The organism is Streptomyces sp. NPDC034085 (assembly GCF_055575555.1).
Genome location: NZ_JBVISL010000010.1, coordinates 15,497 through 38,930, shown reverse-complemented (window position 1 = coordinate 38,930; position 23,434 = coordinate 15,497). Strand labels below are relative to the sequence as shown.

General features: G+C 73.4%; 20 protein-coding genes. 15 read left to right on the top strand and 5 right to left on the bottom strand.

What is annotated here, in order from left to right:
- Positions 1 to 127: 127 nt before the first annotated feature.
- Together ACZ501_RS28310 and ACZ501_RS28305 are read right to left on the bottom strand one after the other, a co-directional pair.
- Positions 128 to 1,783: a penicillin-binding transpeptidase domain-containing protein gene (locus ACZ501_RS28310; protein ID WP_468799271.1), complete on the bottom strand. Its 1,656-nt coding sequence runs from the start codon at positions 1,781 to 1,783 to the stop codon at positions 128 to 130.
- An 80-nt stretch (positions 1,784 to 1,863) separates the two neighbouring features.
- Positions 1,864 to 3,630: a dolichyl-phosphate-mannose--protein mannosyltransferase gene (locus tag ACZ501_RS28305; protein ID WP_468799269.1), complete on the bottom strand. Its 1,767-nt coding sequence runs from the start codon at positions 3,628 to 3,630 to the stop codon at positions 1,864 to 1,866.
- A 68-nt stretch (positions 3,631 to 3,698) separates the two neighbouring features.
- Between ACZ501_RS28305 and rsmI the strand changes: the two genes are divergently transcribed.
- The 13 genes from rsmI (at position 3,699) to ACZ501_RS28240 (ending at position 19,640) form a co-directional block, all read left to right on the top strand.
- Positions 3,699 to 4,595, top strand: a complete 897-nt coding sequence (gene rsmI, locus ACZ501_RS28300) for a 16S rRNA (cytidine(1402)-2'-O)-methyltransferase (protein WP_468799267.1) — start codon at positions 3,699 to 3,701, stop codon at positions 4,593 to 4,595.
- A gap of 160 nt (positions 4,596 to 4,755) precedes the next feature.
- Positions 4,756 to 5,247 carry a hypothetical protein gene (locus tag ACZ501_RS28295; protein WP_361597353.1) on the top strand — a complete coding sequence of 164 codons (492 nt, stop codon included), beginning with the start codon at positions 4,756 to 4,758 and terminating at the stop codon, positions 5,245 to 5,247.
- A gap of 9 nt (positions 5,248 to 5,256) precedes the next feature.
- Entirely contained in the window at positions 5,257 to 6,165 is a 909-nt protein-coding gene (locus tag ACZ501_RS28290; protein WP_468799265.1) for a TatD family hydrolase, read from the top strand.
- Positions 6,166 to 6,324: 159 nt separating this feature from the next.
- Positions 6,325 to 7,851 (top strand): ubiquitin-like domain-containing protein, encoded by a 1,527-nt coding sequence (locus ACZ501_RS28285; protein ID WP_468799263.1) that lies wholly within the window; start codon positions 6,325 to 6,327, stop codon positions 7,849 to 7,851.
- A 2-nt stretch (positions 7,852 to 7,853) separates the two neighbouring features.
- A complete protein-coding gene (gene rsmA / locus ACZ501_RS28280; RefSeq protein WP_361600659.1) occupies positions 7,854 to 8,765 on the top strand; it encodes a 16S rRNA (adenine(1518)-N(6)/adenine(1519)-N(6))-dimethyltransferase RsmA in 912 nt (303 codons plus the stop codon).
- Entirely contained in the window at positions 8,762 to 9,664 is a 903-nt protein-coding gene (locus ACZ501_RS28275; protein ID WP_468799261.1) for a 4-(cytidine 5'-diphospho)-2-C-methyl-D-erythritol kinase, read from the top strand. The genes rsmA and ACZ501_RS28275 overlap by 4 nt, the downstream gene beginning before the upstream one ends.
- A 102-nt stretch (positions 9,665 to 9,766) precedes the next feature.
- A complete protein-coding gene (locus ACZ501_RS28270; RefSeq protein ID WP_468799259.1) occupies positions 9,767 to 11,089 on the top strand; it encodes an acyltransferase family protein in 1,323 nt (440 codons plus the stop codon).
- A gap of 28 nt (positions 11,090 to 11,117) precedes the next feature.
- Complete coding sequence (locus ACZ501_RS28265) at positions 11,118 to 12,917, top strand: ABC-F family ATP-binding cassette domain-containing protein (protein ID WP_361600667.1); 1,800 nt, start codon at positions 11,118 to 11,120, stop codon at positions 12,915 to 12,917.
- A 185-nt stretch (positions 12,918 to 13,102) separates the two neighbouring features.
- Complete coding sequence (locus ACZ501_RS28260) at positions 13,103 to 14,740, top strand: outer membrane protein assembly factor BamB family protein (protein WP_468799257.1); 1,638 nt, start codon at positions 13,103 to 13,105, stop codon at positions 14,738 to 14,740.
- A 41-nt stretch (positions 14,741 to 14,781) separates the two neighbouring features.
- Positions 14,782 to 16,449, top strand: a complete 1,668-nt coding sequence (locus ACZ501_RS28255; RefSeq protein ID WP_468799255.1) for an outer membrane protein assembly factor BamB family protein — start codon at positions 14,782 to 14,784, stop codon at positions 16,447 to 16,449.
- Positions 16,450 to 16,582: 133 nt separating this feature from the next.
- On the top strand, positions 16,583 to 17,293 hold the full coding sequence (locus tag ACZ501_RS28250) for a response regulator transcription factor (protein WP_361600741.1): 711 nt from the start codon (positions 16,583 to 16,585) through the stop codon (positions 17,291 to 17,293).
- Positions 17,294 to 17,430: 137 nt separating this feature from the next.
- Entirely contained in the window at positions 17,431 to 18,390 is a 960-nt protein-coding gene (gene galE, locus ACZ501_RS28245; protein ID WP_361600675.1) for a UDP-glucose 4-epimerase GalE, read from the top strand.
- A gap of 461 nt (positions 18,391 to 18,851) precedes the next feature.
- Complete coding sequence (locus ACZ501_RS28240) at positions 18,852 to 19,640, top strand: DNA-binding response regulator (RefSeq protein ID WP_361600678.1); 789 nt, start codon at positions 18,852 to 18,854, stop codon at positions 19,638 to 19,640.
- On the opposite strand, the gene tamR is transcribed toward ACZ501_RS28240, so the two are convergent.
- Positions 19,599 to 20,096: a MarR family transcriptional regulator TamR gene (gene tamR / locus ACZ501_RS28235; protein WP_361600681.1), complete on the bottom strand. Its 498-nt coding sequence runs from the start codon at positions 20,094 to 20,096 to the stop codon at positions 19,599 to 19,601. The genes ACZ501_RS28240 and tamR overlap by 42 nt on opposite strands.
- A 146-nt stretch (positions 20,097 to 20,242) precedes the next feature.
- Here tamR and ACZ501_RS28230 point away from each other — a divergent pair, with 146 nt between their 5' ends.
- Positions 20,243 to 21,100 (top strand): trans-aconitate 2-methyltransferase, encoded by an 858-nt coding sequence (locus tag ACZ501_RS28230; RefSeq protein ID WP_362464832.1) that lies wholly within the window; start codon positions 20,243 to 20,245, stop codon positions 21,098 to 21,100.
- A 2-nt stretch (positions 21,101 to 21,102) separates the two neighbouring features.
- Entirely contained in the window at positions 21,103 to 21,513 is a 411-nt protein-coding gene (locus ACZ501_RS28225) for a VOC family protein (protein WP_468799253.1), read from the top strand.
- A 129-nt stretch (positions 21,514 to 21,642) separates the two neighbouring features.
- On the opposite strand, the gene ACZ501_RS28220 is transcribed toward ACZ501_RS28225, so the two are convergent.
- Positions 21,643 to 22,317 carry a TetR/AcrR family transcriptional regulator gene (locus tag ACZ501_RS28220; RefSeq protein ID WP_361600690.1) on the bottom strand — a complete coding sequence of 225 codons (675 nt, stop codon included), beginning with the start codon at positions 22,315 to 22,317 and terminating at the stop codon, positions 21,643 to 21,645.
- Positions 22,314 to 23,285, bottom strand: coding sequence for an acyl-CoA desaturase (locus ACZ501_RS28215; RefSeq protein ID WP_361600693.1), 972 nt, complete (start codon positions 23,283 to 23,285; stop codon positions 22,314 to 22,316). Before ACZ501_RS28215 ends, ACZ501_RS28220 begins: the two co-directional genes overlap by 4 nt.
- Positions 23,286 to 23,434 lie beyond the last annotated feature (149 nt).

Here is a 23,434-nt window from a genome sequence, read left to right as displayed (position 1 = left end):
GCTCGCGTGCCGCCCATGGCCCGCGACCCGTCGACGCGCCGACCCGCCGGACTGCCGCGCCCCGTCCCCCGGCGCGGCCCGAGACCCGCAAGCCCGCGGGCCCGGCCCCCGTCCCGGCCGCAGGGCCTCAGGAGGCGTTGAGGACGCTCGCGACGATGGGGCCCGCCGTGTCGCCGCCGTGGCCGCCGCCCTCGACCATCGCGGCCGCCGCCACGTCGCCGCGGAAGCCCGTGAACCAGCTGTCCGGGGCCGTCGCGCCGTCCACCTCCGCCGAGCCGGTCTTCGCACCCTTGTCGGAGCCCGCGACCGAGGACATGGCGCCCGCCGCGGTGCCGCCCGGGCCGGCGGCCTGCTTCATCATCCGCACCAGCTGCTGCGAGACCCCGAGCGCCAGCGAGCGCGGAGTGGCGGCCAGGGTGCGGCCGTCCAGGGAGGCCTTGACCAGCACCGGCTGGCGGAAGACCCCGGTCCGGGCGGTGGCCGTGATCGAGGCGATGTTCAGCGGGTTCATCTGGATCGCGCCCTGGCCGATGTACTCGGCGGCGGCCGCCGGACCGGAGGTCACCGGCACGCTGCCGTCCTGCGAGGGGATGCCGGTCTTCCAGTCCAGCCCGATCCCGAAGGCCTCCCGCGCCACCCGCGGCAGCGCACCGTTGTCCCCCACTTCGTTGATCAGGCTGATGAAGGCGGTGTTGCAGGACTTGGCGAAGCTGGTCGAGAAGGGCTGCCCCTTCAGCGAGAAGTTGTTCAGGTTGTGGAAGACCTTGCCCTCCCACGAGACGGTCTGCGGGCAGTCCGCCGGGCGGTCGGCCGCCACCAGGCCCTTCTCCAGCAGCATCGCCGCCGTCACGATCTTCATCGTCGAGCCGGGGGCCCGCCGGCCCTGCATCGCCGCGTTGAAGCCGTCCCTGCGGTGGTTGGCCACCGCCAGGATGTCACCGGTGCTCGGCTGGACCGCGACGACCGAGGCCTCGGGGTGCAGCGCCACCGCCTTCTCAGCCGCCGCCTGCACGTCGGCGTCCAGCACCGTCTGGATCTGCCCGGGCTTGCCCTCCACCAGCGTCAGCAGGCTGCGCTTGGGCGCGTCCTGGGCGGCCGGTTCGATCCACAGCTCGACGCCGGGCGTGCCGCCGGTCTTCTCCCCGTACGTCTTGCGCAGCGAGTCCAGCACCGGCCGCAGCGACGGGTACTGCTCCGCCGTCAGCTCCTTGCCGTGGCGGTCCACCGCCTTGACGGGCGGGCTGGCCGGGGTCCCCGTGCGCAGCTTCTCGTCCTTCTGGAGCTGCGGGTGGATCACCGCGGGCTGCCAGTCCACGAGCGGCTCGCCGGTTCCGGCGCCGCGGACGACCGTCAGCCGGGAGTCGTACGCGAGGGGCTTGGTCGTGCCCTCGTAGCTGATCTCGGCCTCGACCTTGAACGGCACGGTGGTGCCGTCCGGCGTGCCGGGGGTGATGACGGCCTTGGACACCATCGCCCCGGCCTTGAAGTCGGCCACCGCGGCCTGTGCGGCCTGCGTGTCGGTGGTGAGGCCGGCGGCCTTGTGGTCGTCGCCCGCCGCCCACGCGGCGAGGAAAGCCTGCGCGGTGGCGGCGGCCTCCTTGCCGGTGACGGGCCCGCTCGCCTTAGCGGCGGACGACGCGCTGCTCTTCGCACCGCCGCCGTCGCCGCCGTCCGCGCCGCTGCCGCCGCTGTCCCCCACCAGGGTGTACACCCCGTACGCCGTACCGCCGACCATCGCGAGGAACACCCCGCCGACGATGGCACCCTTCGCCGCCCCGTTCACTGCGTCCCCTCCCCAGGAGCCCCCGTCCTCTGAACATGTTCAAAGAACCTAGGGAAGCGACCTTACCTGTCGGTAAAGGGTCAGATCCAGGTATCCAGCCACATCCGGCCACGCCACGAGTCCATGGGCACGCTCTGGCCGGTGTAGATCGGCCAGAAATAGATGAAGTTCCACATGATGAGGAGGACGAGGACGCCCGCGCCGATCGCGCCGATCGCGCGCCGGCGCTCCGTGGAGCCCGCCGGGCCCAGCATGGCGCCGGCCATCATGGCCACCGCCAGGCACAGGTACGGGACGAAGACCACCGCGTAGAAGTAGAAGATGGTCCGCTCCTGGTAGTTGAACCAGGGCAGCAGGCCGGCGCCCAGCGCGCACGCGATCGCGCCCGCCCGCCAGTCGCGGCGGAAGAACCAGCGCCACAGGACGTACAGCAGCGCGAAGCAGCCCGCCCACCACAGCAGCGGCGTGCCGAGGGCCAGCACCTCGCGGGCGCACTTGCCCGCCGCGGACGCCGGGCAGCCGTCGGTGCCGGGCGCGGGGGACTCGTAGAAGTAGGAGACGGGCCGGCCGAGCACCAGCCAGCTCCACGGGTTCGACTCGTAGGTGTGGCCCGAGGTCAGGCCCACGTGGAAGTCGTAGACCTCCGTCTCGTAGTGCCACAGGCTGCGCAGCCACTCCGGGAGGAAGGAGAGCGAGCTGTGCTGGTCGTTCCTGGCGGCCCAGTCGCGGAAGTAGCCGCCCTTGCCGTCGTCGGGGCTGAGGATCCAGCCGAGCCAGGAGGCCACGTACACGCCGATCGCCACCGGCACCGTCGACAGGAAGGCGGGCAGCGCGTCGCGGCGCAGCATCGCCGCGTACGGGGCCCCCGCGCCGGCGGTGCGGCGCGCGGCGGCGTCCCACAGGACGGTGAGGACCCCGAAGAAGGCCAGCACCACGAGGCCGTTCCACTTGGTGCCGAAGGCCAGGCCCAGGCAGACGCCGGCCAGCAGCCGGTACGGGCGCAGGCCCAGGCGCAGGGTCTCCGCGACGGTGACGTCGGGGTGGGCGCGGCCCTCCTCGTCCACCGGCAGCGCCGCCGCGAGTTTCGCCCGCGCCCTGTCCCGGTCGAGGAGCAGCGCCCCGAAGGCCGCCAGGACGAAGAACATCAGCACCAGGTCGAGCAGTGCGGTGCGGCTCATCACCAGGTGCAGTCCGTCGACCGCCAGCAGCGCGCCCGCGAGGCAGCCGAGGAAGGTGGAGCGCAGCAGGCGCCGGCCGATGCGGCACACCATCAGCACCGAGAGGGTGCCGAGCGCCGCCGTCATGAACCGCCAGCCGAACGGGGTGAAGCCGAACATCCACTCGCCGAGCCCGATCACCCATTTGCCGACGGGCGGGTGCACGACGTAGCCCGGGTCCAGGGGCAGCGGTACGGCGTCGGGATTCGACAGGATCGACTTGTCGACATCCTTGGGCCAGCTGGCCTCGTAGCCCTGCCGGATGGTGGCCCACGCGTCCTTGGCGTAGTAGGTCTCGTCGAATATCACCGCCTTGGGGCTGCCGAGGTGCGTGAACCGCAGCACCCCCGCCACCAGAGTGATCAGCAGCGGCCCCGCCCAGGCCATCACCCGCTGCCAGGTCCGCCGGCTCGCCTCGGGGATCCCGAGCGCCGTCCACAGCTGCGTGGACGGCCGTGCGTACGGAGGCACGAGGCGCGTGCGGACGTCCGTCACCGGCGCGGCCGGCGCGTAGCCGAACCCGCGCAGGCGGCGCAGCCACACGGGCGGCTCGTAGGCGGACTCGCGTGCGCCCGGCGGGACGGGCGGGGCCCCCGCGGGGCTGGGCGGCGGCGTCGCGGTACTGGTCACCGGGTCATCGTAGGGAACGCCCCTGTGCGAGCCCCAGTCCCCACGAGCCCCAATGAGAGGATGAGGCGGTGACAGCTGACCTGCCCCGCGGTGCCGAAGCCCCCTCCTCCCCCGGCGTACTCGTCCTCGCCGGGACACCCATCGGCGATCTCGCCGACGCCCCGCCGCGGCTCGCGGCCGAGCTGGAGCGGGCCGATGTGATCGCCGCCGAGGACACCCGGCGGCTGCGCCGGCTCACCCAGGGGCTCGGCGTGCACACCACCGGGCGCGTCGTGTCGTACTTCGAGGGCAACGAGTCCGCCCGCACCCCCGAGCTGGTCGAGGCCCTGGAGGCCGGCCGGCGGGTGCTGCTGGTGACGGACGCCGGAATGCCCTCGGTGTCCGACCCCGGCTACCGCCTGGTGGCCGCCGCCGTCGAGAAGGACATCAGGGTCACGGCGGTGCCCGGTCCGTCCGCCGTGCTCACCGCGCTCGCCCTGTCCGGGCTCCCGGTGGACCGCTTCTGCTTCGAGGGCTTCCTGCCGCGCAAGGCCGGCGAGCGCCTCGGCCGGCTGCGCGAGGTGGAGGGCGAGCGGCGCACCCTCGTCTACTTCGAGGCGCCGCACCGGCTGGACGACACCCTGGCGGCCATGGCCGAGGTGTTCGGCGCCGGCCGGCGGGCCGCGGTGTGCCGCGAGCTGACCAAGACCTACGAGGAGGTCAAGCGCGGCGGCCTCGGGGCGCTGGCCGCGTGGGCGGCCGAGGGCGTGCGCGGCGAGATCACCATCGTGGTCGAGGGCGCCCCGGCGGCCGCGCCCGGCGATGTGGACGCCGAGGAACTGGTGCGCCGCGTACGGGTGCGCGAGGAGGCCGGCGAGCGCCGCAAGGAGGCCATCGCGGCGGTCGCGGCGGAGGCCGGCGTACCCAAGCGCGAGGTCTTCGACGCGGTCGTCGCGGCAAAGAACGCGGCACAAAAGGTGCCGTAAGACGGTAAAGAGCTAACCTGAAAAGCAAAGCTCAGACCGCGCACCGGGCGTTTGTGGAATGACTGGCCCAAGGACCGTCCATTACTGGACATGGCCTGATGCGCTCCCGCCCGAAGAGGCGTCCACTGGCAGTGGCACCAGTGGAACAAGAGGAGCTGGCATGAGTGAGATCGCAGACACCCCGGTACCCGTCACGGCCGCGGGACCGGCCGCCCCTCCCGCCTCCGGCGTGCAGACCGTGCACGAGGCGTACTCCTTCGCCTGCATGAAGTGCGGCTTCGGCTGGGAGCAGTCCTACGCGATAGAGCACCACGTCGACGGCAGGGGCGAGCCGTTCATCATGTACACCGTGAACGGGGAGCGGGTGCCCTCACCGCTGTCGAACCCGACCTGCCTGAACTGCGGCGGGCACGTCGTACGCATCATGCGCGCGGGCCAGGTCTCCACGGTGCTCGGCACGATCGACCGGCTCTACCACCACCGCATCGCCCCCGGGATCGCCGGGCCGGTGCCGGCGGGCGAGAACGCCCCCCGCCCGCCGAAGCAGCGCAGGGTCGCGGCGCACGACGCCCCCGGGCCCGTCGCCGTCGACGCCTCGGAGCCGCGCCGCGGCCTGCTCTCCCGCATCATGGGCCTCTTCGGGCGGTCATAAGATCGGCTCATGAGCCCTAGCCCCTCCTCCTCCCCGGCCGCCGCCTCCAAGGCTTCGAAGGACGTGCCGCCCCCGCTGCCCGAGCCGCTTCGGGTGGCGGTGGCCGATGCGCACACCCACCTCGACATGCAGTCCGGCACGGTCGAGGAGGGGCTGGCGAAGGCCGCGTCGGTGGGCGTGACCACCGTCGTCCAGGTCGGCTGCGACGTGAAGGGCTCGCGCTGGGCCGCCGAGACCGCCGCCGCGTACGCGAACGTCCACGCCGCCGTGGCCCTGCACCCGAACGAGGCCCCCCGCATCGTCCACGGCGACCCCGACGGCTGGTCCCGCCAGGGGGCCCGGGCCGGCGGCGGCGCAGCCGCGCTCGACGAGGCCCTCGCCGAGATCGAGGCGCTCGCCGCGCTGGACCACGTCAAGGCGGTCGGCGAGACGGGCCTGGATTACTTCCGCACGGGGCCGGAGGGAATGGCCGCGCAGGAGCGTTCCTTCCGGGCGCACATCGAGATCGCCAAGCGGCAGGGCAAGGCCCTGGTCATCCACGACCGCGACGCCCACGCCGACGTCCTGCGCGTGCTGCGGGAGGAGGGCGCCCCCGAGCGGACCGTCTTCCACTGCTACTCCGGCGACGCCGAGATGGCCCGCGAGTGCGCCGCCGCCGGCTACTACATGTCCTTCGCCGGGACCGTCACCTTCAAGAACGCCGCGCCGCTGCGCGAGGCCCTCGCGGTGGCCCCGCTCGAACTGGTGCTGGTGGAGACCGACGCCCCGTACCTCACCCCGGCGCCGTACCGCGGACGGCCCAACGCCCCGTACCTCATCCCGCTGACGGTGCGGGCCATGGCCGCGGTGCGCGGCATCGGCGAGGACGCCATGGCCACCGCCCTCGCCGCCAACACCGCGCGCGCCTTCGACTACTGACCCGCGCCCCCTCGTCCCTCCGCCCCCGCGCCGGGGTCCGGCTCGCGCACCCGTTCGTCCGACACGCTGAGTGGTCGAACGGCTTTGATGCGTGACCGCCGCTCCCGCTAGGGTGCCGTGCCCGAGCAGCCGGGGGCCGGACCAGTGGAGCGAACCGACGTGAGCGAAACGCAGGGCAGTCACCGCCGTGCCTCCTGGCCGGGGACGCAGCCGGACCGCGGCACGTTCGCGGCACCCGGGCCCCACGCCCCGTACGACGACGACGCCGGGCCCTACGAGGACCCGTACGACGGGCACCACCACCCCGCCCCCGACCCGCAGGTCCCCGCCCCCCGGGCCGAAGGCCGCCGGGCCGCCCGCCGCCGCGCGGCCGCCCCCGCCACCGCCCCCGCCGACGCCCCGCCACCCGCACCGGACCCCGACCGCCCCGGCGGCGGCGGCCGCCGCCGGGCCGCCGACGGCAGCCGCCGCGGCGCCCCCGCGGCGGAACCGCCCCCGCCCGCCCCGGCCGCGGACCCCGCTGCCGGCCGGCCGCCCGGCGCCGGGTCGGGCCGGCGCAGGCGCCCCGTGCACACCCCCGTCGGCCAGGGCGCCGCCGCCCGCGACAGCTGGCGGCGCATCATCCCCCAGGCGCTGGTCGTCGCCTTCCTCGCCGGCGGCACCACCGCCTTCGTCGCCGCCGACAAGGCGGTGCGGCTCACCGTCGACGGCGTCCCGCGCACCCTGCACACCTTCGCCGGGAACGTCGACGAACTCCTCGCGGCGGAAGGCCTCGGCGTCGGCCCCCACGACCTCGTCGCCCCCGCCGCCGGCTCCCCCCTCGACGACGGCCAGCAGGTCGTCGTCCGCTACGGCCGCCCCCTGCGGCTCACCCTCGACGGCACCACCCGTCAGGTGTGGACCACCGCCCGCACCGTCGACGGCGCCCTGCGCCAGCTCGGCGTCCGCGTCGAGGGCGCCTACCTCTCCACCCCCCGCACCGCCCCCGTCCCCCGCTCCGGCCTCACCCTCGGCGTGCGCACCGAACGCGGCGTCACCTTCATGGCCGACGGCCGCGAACGCACCATCCGCACCAACGCCGCCACCGTCCAGGAGGCCCTCGACCAGGCCGGCATCACCCTCCACGGCCAGGACACCACCTCCGTCCCCCCGGACTCCTTCCCCCGCGACGGCCAGACCGTCACCGTGCTGCGCATCACCGGCACCCGCGAGGTCCGCGAGGAACGCATCCCGTACGAGACCGAACGCGTCGAGGACGCGGCGCTCTTCGCGGGCACCGAGGTCGTCGAGCGCGTCGGGCGGCCCGGAGCGCGCCGGGTCACGTACGCCCTGCGCACCGTCAACGGCGTCCGCCAGCAGCCCCGCAAGATCGCCGAGGAGGTCGTCCGCGAACCCGTCAGCCAGCGGGTCCTGGTCGGCACGAAGCCGCTGCCCGCCTCCGTCTCCGGCGCCGACGGCCTCAACTGGGCCGCGCTCGCCCAGTGCGAGTCCGGCGGCCGCCCCTCCGCCACCGACCCCTCGGGCACCTACGGCGGCCTCTACCAGTTCGACGTCCGCACCTGGCAGGCGCTCGGCGGCAGCGGCCGCCCCCAGGACGCCCCGGCCTCCGAGCAGACGTACCGGGCGAAGAAGCTCTACGTGCAGCGGGGGGCGAGTCCGTGGCCGCACTGCGGCCGTAGGCTTTGACGGTGAGCACCGCAGAGCAGCAGCCCCACCAGACCCCCGAGGTCCCTTCAGACGCCCTCCTCGGGCCGGCCGACATCCGAGAGCTGGCCGCCGTCCTCGGCGTACGCCCGACGAAGCAGAAGGGCCAGAACTTCGTCATCGACGCCAACACGGTGCGCCGGATCGTGCGGACCGCCGGGGTGCGGGCCGACGACGTGGTCGTGGAGGTCGGCCCGGGCCTCGGCTCGCTGACGCTCGCCCTGCTGGAGGCCGCCGACCGGGTGACCGCCGTCGAGATCGACGACATCCTGGCCGCCGCGCTGCCCGCCACCATCGAGGCGCGGATGCCGCACCGGAAGGACCGCTTCGCGCTGGTCCACTCCGACGCGATGCTCGTCACCGAACTCCCCGGCCCGGCGCCGACCGCGCTCGTCGCGAACCTCCCCTACAACGTGGCCGTGCCGGTCCTGCTCACCATGCTCGACCGCTTCCCGAGCATCGAGCGGACCCTCGTGATGGTCCAGTCCGAGGTCGCCGACCGGCTCGCCGCCCGCCCGGGCAACAAGGTCTACGGGGTCCCCTCCGTCAAGGCCGCCTGGTACGCGGACGTCAAGCGCGCCGGGGCCATCGGCCGCAACGTCTTCTGGCCCGCGCCGAACGTCGACTCGGGCCTCGTCTCGCTCGTACGGCGCGCGCAGCCGGTCGACACCACCGCCTCCAAGGCCGAGGTCTTCGCCGTCGTCGACGCTGCCTTCGCGCAGCGGCGCAAGGGCCTGCGCGCCGCGCTGGCCGGCTGGGCCGGCTCGGCCGCCGCCGCCGAGCAGGCGCTGACGGCCGCCGGCATCTCCCCGCTGGCGCGCGGGGAGTCCCTGACGGTGGAGCAGTTCGCGGCGATCGCCGAGCACAAGCCGGCCGTCGAGAGGCCCGCGCTGTGAGCGTGACGGTACGCGTCCCCGCGAAGGTCAACGTCCAGCTGGCGGTGGGCGCCGCCCGCCCCGACGGCTTCCACGGCCTGGCCAGCGTCTTCCTGGCCGTCTCCCTCTTCGACGAGGTCACGGCCGCCCCGGCGGCGGAGCTGACGGTGACCTGCGAGGGCCCCGACTGCGACCAGGTGCCGCTGGACCGCGGCAACCTCGCGGCGCGCGCCGCCGAGCTCCTTGCGGCCCGGGCCGGCATCGAGCCCGCCGTCCACCTGCACATCGCCAAGAACATCCCGGTCGCCGGCGGCATGGCCGGCGGCAGCGCGGACGGGGCGGGCGCGCTGCTGGCGTGCGACCTGCTGTGGGGGCTCGGGACCCCGCGGGAGGAGCTGCTGGCCCTGTGCGCGGAGCTGGGCAGTGACGTCCCCTTCAGCTTCGTGGGCGGCGCCGCGCTGGGCACCGGGCGCGGGGAGCTGCTCACCCCGGTGGCGGCCGGGCGGTTCCACTGGGTGTTCGCGGTCGCCGAGGGCGGCCTGTCCACCCCGGCGGTGTTCCGGGAGTTCGACCGGCTGACCGCCGGTACGGACGTGCCGGAGCCCGAGGCCTCGCCGGCGCTGCTGGCGGCCCTCGCCTCGGGCGACGCCGACGCGCTGGCCGCGGTGCTGCCCGGTTCCAACGGCCTCCAGCCGGCCGCGCTGTCGCTGCGCCCGCAGCTGGCGGCCACCCTCGCGGCGGGCGCCGACGCGGGGGCCCTGGCCGGGCTGGTGTCCGGGTCGGGTCCGACGACGGCCTTCCTGGTCCGGGACGCGGAGTCCGCCGCCAAGGTCGCCGCCGCCCTCGAAGCGTCGGGCACCTGCCGCGCCACCCGGATCACCTCCTCTCCCGCCCCGGGGGCCACGGCCGTCACGTCCTGACGGGCGGGCGGCGGGCGGCGGGCCGCGGGCGCGGGTACCCAGGCGCCGGCTGAGTATCTGCGCCCTGTCGGAGGGCGGTGCGCGGCCGCGACTGTTGGGGGCATGACAGTCAGCGCACGCGGCATGGCCGCCGCCACGCCCGCCTCCCGCGACCGGTACGTGGACCTGCTCCGGGTCGCCTCGCTCGGCACGGTCGTCCTCGGCCACTGGCTGATGGCGGCCGTCAGCACCGACGGCGTGGGCAACCTGCTCGCACTCGTGCCCCCGCTCCAGGTGCTCACCTGGGGGCTCCAGGTCATGCCGGTGTTCTTCTTCGTCGGCGGGTTCTCGCACGCCCTGTCGTACCGCTCGCTGGAGCGCCGCGCCGGCGGCCGGCCCGTGTACGCCGTCTTCCTGCGCGCCCGCCTCCGGCGGCTGCTGCGGCCCACCCTGGTCTTCGTCCTGCTCTGGGCGGCCCTCGCGCTGGCCGTGCAGCTCGCCGGAGCCGGCGGCGGCCGGCTGACGGGGGCCGCGCTGCGGATGGTCACGCAGCCGCTGTGGTTCATCGGGATCTACCTGGCGATGGTGGCCTTCACCCCGCCGCTGCTGAGGCTGCACGCCCGCCGCGGCTGGGCCGCCTTCGCCGCCCTGGCCGGCGCCGCGGCCCTGGTCGACGTCCTGCGCTTCGCGCTCGGAGTCCCGTACGCGGAGTTCCTGAACTTCGCCTTCGTGTGGCTGGCCGTGCACCAGCTCGGCTTCCTGCGCGCCGACGGCCGCATCACCCGGCCCGCCCTCCTGGGGGCCGCCGGGCTCGCCGGGGCGGTGCTGCTGGTGGCCGTCGGGCCGTACCCGCTGTCCATGGTCGGGATGCCCGGGGAGAAGGTGTCCAACATGGCCCCGCCCACCCTCGCCCTGCTCTGCCACGGCATGTGGCTGGTCGGCGCCGTGCAACTGCTCGCCCGGCCCGCGACGGCCTGGCTCGCCCGCCCGCGCGTCTGGCGCGGGGTCGTCGCCGCCAACGGCATCGCCATGACCGCCTTCCTCTGGCACCTCACCGCCATGCTCGGCGTGTACGCCGCCCAGCTCGCCCTGGGCCTGCCGCTGCCCGAGCCGGCCACCGCCGGCTGGTGGGCGCAGGTACCGCCGCGGATCCTCCTCGCGGCCGCCCTGACCGCCCTGCTCGTGGCCTGCCTGCGCCGCTTCGAGGCACCGGGGACCGCCGACGCGGCCCCCGGCAGCGGGCCCGCCGCCGCCCTCGGCACCACCCTGTGCCTGCTGGGCGTCCTCGGCCTGTCGACGACCGGCCTCGGCGGTCTGCTGGAGGGCCACAGCGCCACCCTGATCGCCCTTCCGGTGACCGCACCCGCCGCCATCGGCATGGCAGTGGGGGGCGCCTGGCTGGTGGAACGTTCCGCGTCGGCGCGGAGGGTTAGGCTGAGGGGCTGATCCACACCCTTTCCCTGGAGCGCGTCTGATGGCCGTCAATCTGGTCAATGTCGAGGCAGTCAGCAAGGTGTACGGCACCCGTGCCCTGCTCGACGGCATCTCCCTCGGCGTGTCCGAGGGAGACCGGATCGGTGTCGTGGGCCGCAACGGCGACGGCAAGACCACCCTCATCCGGATGCTCGCCAAGCTGGAGGAGCCCGACACCGGGCGGGTCACCCAGAACGGCGGCCTGCGCATGGGCGTGCTCACCCAGCACGACTCCCTCGACCCGGCCGCCACCATCCGGCACGAGATCATCGGCGACATGGCCGACCACGAATGGGCCGGCAACGCCAAGATCCGCGACGTCCTCACCGGCCTCTTCGGCGGCCTCGACCTGCCCGGCTTCGGCCAGGGCCTCGACACCGTCATCGGCCCGCTCTCCGGTGGCGAGCGCCGCCGCATCGCGCTCGCCAAGCTGCTCGTCGAGGACCAGGACCTCCTCGTCCTCGACGAGCCCACCAACCACCTCGACGTCGAGGGCATCTCCTGGCTGGCCGAGCACCTGCAGACCCGCCGCTCCGCCCTCGTGTGCGTCACCCACGACCGCTGGTTCCTCGACCAGGTCTGCACCCGCATGTGGGACGTCCAGCGCGGCTCCGTCTACGAGTACGAGGGCGGCTACAGCGACTACGTCTTCGCCCGCGCCGAACGCGAACGGATCGCCGCCACCGAGGAGACCAAGCGGCAGAACCTCATGCGCAAGGAGCTGGCCTGGCTGCGCCGCGGCGCGCCCGCGCGCACCTCCAAGCCCCGCTACCGCATCGAGGCCGCCAACGAGCTGATCGCCGACGTGCCGCCGCCGCGCGACAAGTCCGAGCTGATGCGCTTCGCCAACGCCCGCCTCGGCAAGACGGTCTTCGACCTGGACGACGTCACCGTCCAGGCCGGGCCCAAGACCCTGCTCAAGCACCTCACCTGGCACCTGGGCCCCGGCGACCGCGTCGGCCTCGTCGGCGTCAACGGCGCCGGCAAGACCTCCCTGCTGCGGGCCCTCGCCGAGGCCGCCCGCACCCAGGGCGAGACCCAGCCCGCCGCCGGCGAGATCACCGTCGGCAAGACCGTACGGCTGGCCTACCTCTCCCAGGAGGTCGGCGAGCTCGACCCGTCGCTGCGCGTCCTGGAGGCCGTCCAGCGCGTCCGCGACCGCGTCGACCTCGGCAAGGGCCGCGAGATGACGGCGGGCCAGCTGTGCGAGCAGTTCGGGTTCACCAAGGAGAAGCAGTGGACGCCGGTCGGCGACCTCTCCGGCGGCGAGCGGCGCCGGCTGCAGATCCTGCGCCTGCTGATGGACGAGCCGAACGTCCTCTTCCTCGACGAGCCCACCAACGACCTCGACATCGAGACCCTCACACAGCTGGAGGACCTCCTCGACGGCTGGCCCGGCTCGATGATCGTGATCTCCCACGACCGGTTCTTCGTCGAGCGCACCACCGACACGGTGATGGCGCTGCTCGGCGACGCGAGCCTGCGGATGCTGCCGCGCGGCCTGGACGAGTACCTGGAGCGCCGCAGGCGCATGATCGAGGCCGCCGCCCCCGCGCCGGCCCCGGCCGCCGCCGCCAAGACGACGGCGTCCGGCGACTCGCGCGCCGCGAAGAAGGAACTCCAGAAGATCGAGCGCCAGCTCAACAAGATGTCGGACCGCGAGTCGAACCTGCACGCGCAGATCGCCGAGCACTCCACCGACTACGACAAGGTCGCCAAGCTCGACGCGGAGCTGCGGGAACTGATCTCCGAGCGCGACGACTTGGAGATGCGCTGGCTGGAACTGGCCGAAGAGGCCTGAGTCCAGCGGGCCGCCAGGGCCCCGGAAAACGCCGGCCGGACGGATAACGGCCGTGTCACGGGCCGGTCCTCCCTTGGGAACAGGGGTGCGACCGGCCCGCTGCGTGTCGGCCACGGGTGATAGAAAGGGTCGGTTCTTTTCGATCTCCGGATCGCCCCACCGCCCGAACCCGAAGGTATGCGCTGATGACCGAGCCGCCCCAGCCGCCGAACCAGCCGCCGACCCCTTCCGGTTACGGGCACCTGCCCGGACCGCCGCAGCCGGGCTACGGCTACCCACCGCAGGGCGCCAACCCGTACGCGCAGCAGCCGCCCACCGTCCCGCAGCCGGTGGCGCAGGGCGGGTACGGCTTCCCGCCGCCCGGGCCCGGCATGCCCCCCGGCCCGCCGGCGCCCGGCGCCCCGGGCCGCCGCAAGGGGGCGGTCATCGTCGCGGCGGCGGTCGCGGGTGTCCTCGTACTCGGCACCGGCGCCTACTTCGCCTTCCTGGGGGACGACGGCAAGGACCCCAAGACGCCCGTCGCGCAGGGCTCCACGCCCGCCGACCCCAAGCCCTCCGGCTCGCCGTCCGTGGACAAGGGCGACGGCAGCGGCAACGGCATGGCCGAGCAGACCGACCTCAACGCCGGCCGCAAGTCCGGCGAGGACAAGGTGCTGTGGCTCAAGACGGCCAAGCTCACCGGCCCCGGCGCGGGCATCCCCACCCCGGCGATGTGGGTGGTCGGCGACACCGTCGTCAAGACCGTCGACAAGTCCGTCATCGGGTACGCCGTCACCGACGGCAAGGAGAAGTGGAAAGTCGACTTCCGTACCGAGATCTGCGGGTACGCCGACCAGACCACCGCCGACGGCAAGACCGTCCTGACCGTCAAGGACGGCGAGGGCTCCAACGCCACCTGCAACCAGATGAAGCTGGTCGACCTGAAGGCCGGCAAGGAGGGCTGGACGAAGGAGCTCGTCAAGGAGAACCTCTTCGACGGCGCCGCGTCCGTCGGCATGGCCCTCACCGGCGACACCTTCGTCGTCAACCGGATGGGCGGCACCAGCGCCCACCGCGTCAGCACCGGCGACAAGCTCTTCTCCGGCCAGAGCGCCGAAGGCTGCCAGCCGAGCCAGTACGCCGCCGGCAACGGCAAGCTGCTCGCCGTCGCCCTGTGCATGGACGACGACAAGACCACCGAGATCCAGGACGCCGACCCGGTCACCGGCAAGAAGACCTGGACCTACCGGCTGCCCAAGGGCTGGCGCGTCGGCAGCGTCCTGTCCGTCTCTCCGACCGTCATCGACATCAACAACCGCGAAGAGAGCAAGCGGGCCATCGTCTCCCTGACGCCCGACGGCAAGAAGCGCGCCAGCATGGCCGCCGAAGGCTCCTTCGAGACCAACTGCAACGCCGGCAGCATCGAGAACCTTCAGGGCTGCGGCAACTCGGTGGTCGACGGCGACACCCTCTTCCTGCGCACGGCCGCGGACAAGGGGTTCGACAACGAGGTCGTCGCCTTCGACCTCGGGACCGGCAAGGCCAAGTGGCGCCGCAAGGCCGGCGACAAGCGCAACTGGTACCCGGTCAAGGCGGGCAACGGCCAGCTCATCGCCTACCGCTCCAACGCCCTGCGCGAACCCGGCGAGATGGTCTCCATGGCGGCCGGGAGCGGTGAGCCCAAGGTGCTGCTGCGCATGCCGTCGGGCCCCGCCGCCAACATAGAGAGCTCGATGGTCACCTTCCAGGTGCGGGCCTTCGAGGACGGCCGGTACTTCACCTCCGCGACCCGGCTGATCGGCGAGGGCAAGGACGAGCGACTCCTGATGGTCTTCGGCAAGTGAACGAGCCCACCGAGCGTCCCACCGAGAGGCAGTAGCACGCGATGAGTACCCCGCCGCCCCCCAGCCAGCCGCCGTCCGGCGGTTTCGGCGGCCCGCCGCCGCCCGGCCCCCCGCAGCCGCCGGCCCAGCCGCCGACCGTTCCCCAGCCGCCCGTGGGTCAGCCGGGCTACGGCTACCCGCAGCCGCAGGCCCAGCCCGGCTACGGCTACCCGCAGCAGCCGAGCACCGTCCAGGCCCCGGCCCAGCCGTACGCGGCGCCCGCGGGCGGCGGCGGCAACGACGTGCGCAATCAGCTGCTGATCGTCGCGGCGGCCGTGCTGGCCATGGCCCTCATCATCGGCGGCGGCTTCTGGTACGTCTCCGGCGACGACGGCGGCGCCCAGCCCGCCGCGAACGGCGCGAGCGGCTCGCCCGAGGGCGACAAGAACCAGGCCGGCACCCCCGGCAGCGAGAAGGTCCCGACCAACCCCAAGTCGAAGTCGCTGGTCAACGTCCCCAGCCCGGCGCCGGCCGACGTGGTCTCCGTCGACGGCTCCTGGCTGACCGACACCACGTACGTCAAGTCCGACGTGGCGAAGGTCGTCGGCTACAACCTGGTCGACGGCGGCAAGAAGTGGGAGCTCGCGCTCCCGGCCAACGTCTGCGGCGCCACCAAGCACGTCAGCGACAACAAGAGCGCCATCCTCTTCGAAGAGGGCATGGCGACCAACGACAAGAAGTACCCCCAGTGCACCCAGGTCGGCGTCATCGACCTGAACACCGGCAAGCTCCTGTGGTCCGGCACCGCCAAGTCCGCCACCGGCGGCGACAAGCCGGTCGCCTTCAGCGAGGTCACCATCAGCGGCCAGACCGTCGCCGCGGGCGGCCTGTCCGGCGGCGCCGCCTGGAACCTCGCCGACGGCAAGTCCCTGTGGACGCCCAAGACCGACGGCGAAGGCTGCTACGACATGGGCTACGCCGGCGGCGAGGCCCTCGCCGTCCTGCGCAAGTGCGGCCGCAGCTCCAGCCCGACGCTGTACGCGCAGGCCCTCGACCCGGCCACGGGCGCGCCGAAGTACTCGTACAAGCTGTCCGCCGGCATCGAGTGGGCCGGCATCATCTCCACCAAGCCGCTCGTCATCGCCGCCAACGTCGGCAACACCGCCAAGAACGCCACCAACGTCAGCGACCTCTTCGTCCTCGACGACGCCGGCCAGCTCAAGGCCCGCATCGGCCTCGCCGGCGGCAGCTACGCCCCCAAGTGCCCCGCCACCGAGGTCGAGCAGTGCTCGAACATGGTCATCGGCAACGGCAAGGTCTACCTGCCGTCCTACGAGCACCAGGGCACGGCCTCCGTCGGCCGCACCAACGAGATCGTCTCCTTCGACCTGGAGACCGGCAAGGCCACCAGCGACCGCGCCGACGCGGGCGAGCGGTACACCATGTACCCGCTGCGCATGGACGGGTCGAACATCATCGCCTACAAGGTGCCCCCGTACGACGGAGGCGGCCAGGTCGTCAGCATCGACGGCAAGACGATGAAGGAGACCCTGCTCATGCAGAACCCGGCGGAGAAGACGAGCCAGCGCGCCGAGACGAGCTTCTCGCTGGACCACTCGGAGTTCCGCTACCACAACGGTCGCCTGTTCATCTCCCGCACCACGGTGCGCAAGCCGTACTCGGACAAGGCCGACCCCGAGTACCTCTTCGTCTCCTTCGCGGCGAGCTGACCCCCGGCCCGCCCCGATCGCGGAAGCCCCCGGACGGTACCCACCGATCGGGGGCTTTCGCGCGGTAACCGCCGCGCCCCGTCGAACAAGCGTGTAGCTTGCCGGGTCAGAAGGATCTGGGGTGGGAGCCTTGATGGGCGTACGGGTCATGGTGGTCGACGAGCACCGGCTGCTGGCCGAGGCGCTCGCCTCGGCCCTGAAACTCCGCGGGCACCGCGTGCTCGCGGCGGCCGCGCCGGCGGCCGGTGCCGCCGAACTGGTCATCGGCCGCGCCCCGGAGGTGTGCCTGTTCGGCACGGCCGTCCCGGCGGAGCCCGGGGTGTTCGAGCCGGTGGTGCGGATCAAGCGGGAGCGCCCGCAGATCGCCGTGGTGGTGCTGGGCCCGGTGCCGAGCCCGCGCGGGATAGCGGCCGCCTTCGCCGCGGGAGCCTCGGGGTACGTGCGCCAGGACGAGCGCATCGAGGGCGTCGAGCGGGCCCTGGCCAAGGCCCGGGCGGGGGAGGCCGCCATCGCCCCGCAGCTGCTCCAGGCGGCCTTCGCGGAGCTGCTCAACCCGGCCGCGCAGCCCGACGACGAGGCCGGCCGGCTGCTGCGGCTGCTGACCCCGCGCGAGGTCGAGGTGCTGGTACGGGTGGCGGAGGGCGAGGACACCCGGCTCATCGCCGCCGGGATGGCCATCGCGCCGAGCACGGCCCGTACGCACGTGCAGCGGGTCCTGATGAAGCTCGGCGTGGGCTCGCGCCTGGAGGCCGCCGCGCTGGCCGCCCGTACCGGGCTGCTGGACCGGGCCGCGCCGCCGGCCCGGCCGTGGCCGCAGGACTCCGTCCCGCCGCCCGGCGACTAGGTCCCGCACGGCGGCGGTCTCCCCGGGCGGTTTCCCCCGGGCGATTTCCCCGGCGATTTCCCCGGAGGCGCGGAATCCGGTAAGCCAGTCACCAGAGCGCGCGCATCCGCGCGCTTCCGCGAGAGGTAGGAGTGGCAGTGAGCAAGTACCTGGTCACCGGCGGTGCCGGCTACGTGGGCAGTGTCGTCGCCGCCCATTTGCTGGAGGCCGGACACGAGGTCACCATCCTCGACAACCTCTCCACGGGCTTCGCGGAGGGCGTCCCCGCGGGCGCGACCCTGATCGACGGGCGGATCCAGGACGCCGCCCGCTACCTGGACGCCTCCTTCGACGCGGTGCTGCACTTCGCGGCCTCCTCGCAGGTCGGCGAGTCCGTGGTGAACCCCGGCAAGTACTGGGACAACAACGTCGGCGGCACCCTCGCCCTGCTGACCGCGATGCGCGAGGCCGGCGTGCGCCGGCTCGTCTTCTCCTCCACCGCCGCCACCTACGGGGAGCCGTCGGGCGGGGTGCTGACGGAGACCTCGGTGACCGCGCCGACCAACCCGTACGGCGCCTCGAAGCTGGCCGTCGACCACATGATCGCCGGGGAGTGCGCGGCGCACGGCCTGGCCGCGGTCTCGCTGCGCTACTTCAACGTCGCCGGCGCCTACCGCGAGTTCGGCGAGCGCCACGACCCCGAGACCCACCTGATCCCGCTGGTGCTCCAGGTCGCCCTGGGGGAGCGCGAGTCCATCTCGGTGTTCGGGGACGACTACCCGACGCCCGACGGCACCTGCGTACGCGACTACATCCACGTCGCCGACCTGGCGGAGGCCCACCTGTCGGCGCTGCGCGTCGCGGCCGAGGGCGAGCACCTGGTGTGCAACCTCGGCAACGGCAGCGGCTTCTCGGTCCGCGAGGTCATCGAGACGGTCCGCAAGGTCACCGGCCGGGAGATCCCGGAGATCGTCGCCCCGCGCCGCGCGGGCGACCCGGCGGTCCTCGTCGCCTCCGCGCGCACGGCGCACGAGCGCCTCGGCTGGACCCCGACCCGCTCGGACCTCACCAACATCGTGCAGGACGCCTGGAACTTCGCCCGCAAGCAGCGTTCCTGACCCTCCCGCCGCCCTCCCGCGCGCCCCCCGCACCCGACGGTGCGGGGGGCGCGCGCGTAGGGGCCGGGCGCGGCCGGCAGGCGCTGTGCGCGGGCGCCCGGCGTGCGTACGCCGGGTGAAACACCTCCCGTGCAACTGCCCGCGGCACACGCCGTCCGCGAGCCGTCCCGCCGGATCTTCCGGACAGCTGAAAACAAGCCACCCCGCGGGCGGCCGCCGACGGTCCTCCTGGAAAACCGCTCGGAAAACTTCTGCTATTCGGCCAACCGCGAGACGCCGCCCGCTCTACGCTGATGCGTGACACCGGTGGGGGCCGGTGTTGATTCAGGGGTCGAGACACGCCGGGTACGGCGTCCGGTCCGGGGTAGTGCACAGAAGTCGCGGCGGCGGCCGCGGGGCCTGTGGCCGTCCGGCCGGGCGCCGTACCCGTAGTCGTCCGTTCCCCGACCCTTGGGGGTTTTGTGGTTCGTATCCGGGTCCTGGTGGTCGACGGCCACCGCATCTTCGCCGAGTCCCTCGCAGCCGCGCTCGCGGCCGAGCCGGACGTGGACGTGTCCGCGGCCGGCAGCGGTCCCGCCGCCTCGCGCTGCCTGGAGCGGGCGGTGGCGGAAGGCCGCCGCTACGACGTGCTGCTCGTCGACGCCGACCTCGGCGCCGGCGCGGCCGCGCCGGGAGCCCTGTCGGGGACCGTGCCCGGCCAGCGGGAGGCGGGTTCCGGTCCGGCGCCGCCGCCCGCGGACGGGATCGCCCTCGTCGCCGGGGTGCGGGTGGCCCACCCCGGGGTGCGCACGGTGGTGCTCGCCGAGCGGGACGACCCGCGGCGGGCCGCGCTGGCCCTGCAGGCCGGGGCGTCGGGATGGGTGGCGAAGGACTGCTCGCTCTCGCGCCTGCTGGCCGTCATCCGCGGGGTGCTGCGCGAGGAGACCCACCTGCCGCCCGCCCTGCTCACCGGGGTGCTGCGGGAGCTGACGGCGGCCCGCAAGCACCGCAGCGACAGCGAGCGGCTCGTGGAGTCCCTCACCCCGCGCGAGCACGAGGTGCTGCGCTGCATGGTGGCGGGGCTGGGCCGCAAGGACGTGGCCGCGCGGCTGTTCTTGTCCCCGCACACGGTGCGCACGCACATGCAGAACGTGCTGGGCAAGCTCGGGGTGCACTCGACCCTGGCCGCCGTGGCACTGGCCCGGCGGGCCGGCGTACGTCCCGCGGAGCTAGCCGGGGATGTTGTCGAACGGAGCGGTCAACTGGCGTAGCAGCCCGGCGAGCTCGCCCCGCTGGGCCGTGGAGAGCTGGGCCAGGATCGCGCGTTCCTGGGCCAGCAGGCCGGCGAGGGACTGGTCCGCGCGGTCGCGCCCCTCGGGCGTCAGCCGGACCAGGACCCCGCGCCGGTCGCTGGGGTCGGGCAGCCGCTCGACGAGGCCCTTCTTGGCGAGTCGGTCGATGCGGTTGGTCATGGTGCCGGAGGTGACGAGGGTCTGCGTCAGCAACTGTCCGGGGGAGAGCTGGTAGGGCGCGCCCGCGCGCCGCAGCGAGGTCAGCACGTCGAACTCCCACGGCTCCAGGCCGTGCTCGGAGAAGGCGAGCCTGCGGGCCCGGTCGAGGTGGCGTGCGAGCCTGCTGACGCGGCTGAGCACTTCGAGCGGTTCCACGTCGAGGTCAGGGCGCTCTCGCCGCCATGCCGCGACCAGTCGGTCGACCTCGTCCTCCATGCCGATCAGTGTACGGGGTCTGTCGATATGGAGTCTCTTCAGATCAAGAATCTTGACATCGAGATATAGTCTGGCCGAGCATGGGGCATGGAGGGGGCCGGAACAGCTTCCGCTTCCGACCGCCCCACCAGTAGGGAGGCTCGAACATGCATTCCGATATCGCGCCGGCCGTGCGCCCGCACGCCCTGGACGGCTCCGCACCCGTCTGGGACCCCCAGCAGTACCTGCGCCACGCCGGGCACCGCACGCGCCCGTTCCTCGACCTGATGACCCGGATACCCGAGCTCCCCACTCGGCCCGCGCGCATCGCCGACCTCGGCTGCGGCCCCGGCAACGTCACCGCGCTCCTCGCCGACCGCTGGCCCGACGCCCGCATCACCGGCTTCGACCTCTCCCCGCAGATGCTCCAGCGCGCCACCGCCGAGCACGCCGGCCCGACGCCCGGCGGGGGCACGCTCGACTTCCGCCACGCCGACCTCGCCGACTGGATGCCCGAGGAGACGTACGACCTGATCGTCTCCAACGCGGCCCTGCAATGGGTGCCCAGCCACCCCGGCTCCTTCGCCGCCTGGATCAACGGCCTGCGCCCCGGCGGCACCTTCGCCTTCCAGATCCCCGGCAACTTCACCGCCCCCAGCCACCGCCTCCTCGCCGAACTGTGCGACACCCCGCGCTGGCGCGACCGCCTCGCCGGGCACGGGGCGCGCTACATCCACCTCCTCGAACCCGCCGAGTACCTGGCCCGGTTCACCGAACTGGGCTGCGCCGTCGACGTCTGGGAGACCACCTACTCCCAGCTCCTGCCCGGGCCCGACCCCGTCCTCGACTGGGTCAAGGGCACCGCCCTGCGGCCCGTGCTCACCGCACTCGGCGACGACCGCGAGGCCGTCGACCGCTTCCTCTCCGAATACCGAGAAGCCCTGCGCACCGCGTACCCGCCGGGCCCGCGGGGCACCGTCTTCCCGTTCCGCCGCATCTTCGCCGTCGCCCACAAGGAGGCCTGACCTTGCTGACCGCAGTCGACCACGTCCAACTCGCGGCCCCGCCCGGATCGGAAGACCGGCTCCGCGCGTACTACCAGGACGTCCTCGGCATGACGGAGATCTCCAAACCCCCGGTCCTCGCCGCGCGCGGGGGCTGCTGGTTCACCGCCGGGGGCGTGCAGCTCCACCTCGGCGTGGAAGAGGACTTCCGGCCGGCCCGCAAGGCCCACCCCGGGCTGCGGGTGACCGGCATCGAGGACTACGCCCGCAAACTCCGCGAACGCGGCGCCGACGTCGTCTGGGACGACAACCTGCCGGGCCACCGCCGCTTCTACTCCCACGACCCGGTCGGCAACCGGCTGGAGTTCCTGGAGAAGCGCGGCCCGGCGGCGCCCGGCGCGGAGAGCGTGCACGAGCACGGCCCGCAGAGCTGACGGACCCGCGTACCGACTTATCGACGTACCGACACAGCCACGGCCCCGACGGGCCCCGCACGACACGACGGCGCCCCGCCACCGGAAGGACCGGTGACGGGGCGCCGTCGCGTCAGCGCCGTACGGACCTCAGCTCCTGCGGTGCCCCACCAGCCGGGGCTTCGCCTCCAGGTTCTCCAGCCCGTGCCAGGCCAGGTTCACCAGGTGCGCCGCCACCTCGGCCTTCTTGGGCCGGCGCGTCTCCAGCCACCACTGCCCGGTCAGCGCCACCATCCCGACCAGCGCCTGCGCGTACAGCGGCGCCAGCTTCGGATCGAAGCCCCGGGCCTTGAACTCCAGCCCCAGGATGTCCTCCACCTGCGTGGCGATGTCACTGATCAGCGACGCGAAGGTGCCCGTCGACTGCGCCACGGGAGAGTCCCGCACCAGGATCCGGAAGCCGTCCGTGTAGTTCTCGATGTAGTCCAGCAGGGCGAACGCGGCCTGCTCCAGCAGCTCCCGCGGGTGCCCCGCCGTCAGCGCGCCCGTGACCCCCTCCAGCAGCTGGCGCATCTCGCGGTCCACGACCACCGCGTACAGGCCCTCCTTGCCGCCGAAGTGCTCGTACACCACCGGCTTGGACACCCCGGCCTTCGCCGCGATCTCCTCCACCGAGGTGCCCTCGAAACCCTTCGCGGCGAACAGGGTGCGGCCGATGTCCAGCAGTTGCTGGCGCCGCTCGGCGCCCGTCATCCGGACCCGGCGACCACGCCTGGGCTTGTCGCTGCTGGTACTGCTGCCGTCGATCGCCACGTCCCCCATCATGCCGCGTTCGGCGTCTTTTCCCTGCGCCGGGCGTCGATCCTCGCCCCGGACGGCCAGCGCACGTCCGAAGCCCACCCCAGCTGCTCGAACCAGCGGATCAGCCGCGCACTCGAGTCCACCTGGCCGCGCAGCACCCCGTGCCGCGCCGACGTCGGGTCCGCGTGGTGCAGGTTGTGCCAGGACTCCCCGCACGACAGCACCGCCAGCCACCACACGTTGCCCGAGCGGTCCCGGGACTTGAACGGCCGCTTGCCCACCGCGTGGCAGATCGAGTTGATCGACCACGTCACATGGTGCAGCAGCGCGACGCGCACCAGCGAACCCCAGAAGAACGCCGTGAACGCACCCCACCACGACATCGTGACCAGACCGCCCACCAGCGGCGGGATCGCCAGCGACAGCACCGTCCAGAAGACGAAGTCACGGCTGATCCGCCGGATCGCCGGGTCCTTGATCAGATCCGGGGCGTACTTCTGCTGATCGGTCTGCTCCTCGTCGAAGAGCCAGCCGATGTGCGCCCACCACAGCCCCTTCACCAGCGCCGGCAGCGTCTCGCCGAACCGCCACGGCGAATGCGGGTCGCCCTCGTGGTCGGAGTACTTGTGGTGCTTGCGGTGGTCCGCCACCCAGCGCACCAGCGGCCCCTCCACCGCCATCGACCCCATGACCGCCAGCACGATGCGCAGCGGCCGCTTCGCCTTGAAGGAGCCGTGCGTGAAGTAGCGGTGGAAGCCGATCGTGATCCCGTGGCACGCCAGGAAGTACATGAACACCATCAGGCCCAGGTCCAGCCAGCTCACCCCCCAGCCCCAGGCCAGCGGTACCGCCGCCAGCAGCGCCAGGAACGGCACGGTGATGAAGAACAGCAGCGCGATCTGCTCCACGGAGCGCTTCTGCTCACCGCCGCGCGTCGCGGAGGGCGCGGAAGGCGCCGAGGAGTCCTCGATCAGTTCGGGACTGAAGGTCATAAGGGGGTCCCCTGGGGGGTGAGGAGTCGGGGGGAGAGAGCCCGCAGGCGCCGGGCACCCGACCTACGGATCCGTAACCTACGGCAACGTAAGTATGGCAAAGACGGCGCGGACGGCAACAGGACCCGCGCCACGAGGGCGAACCCTGC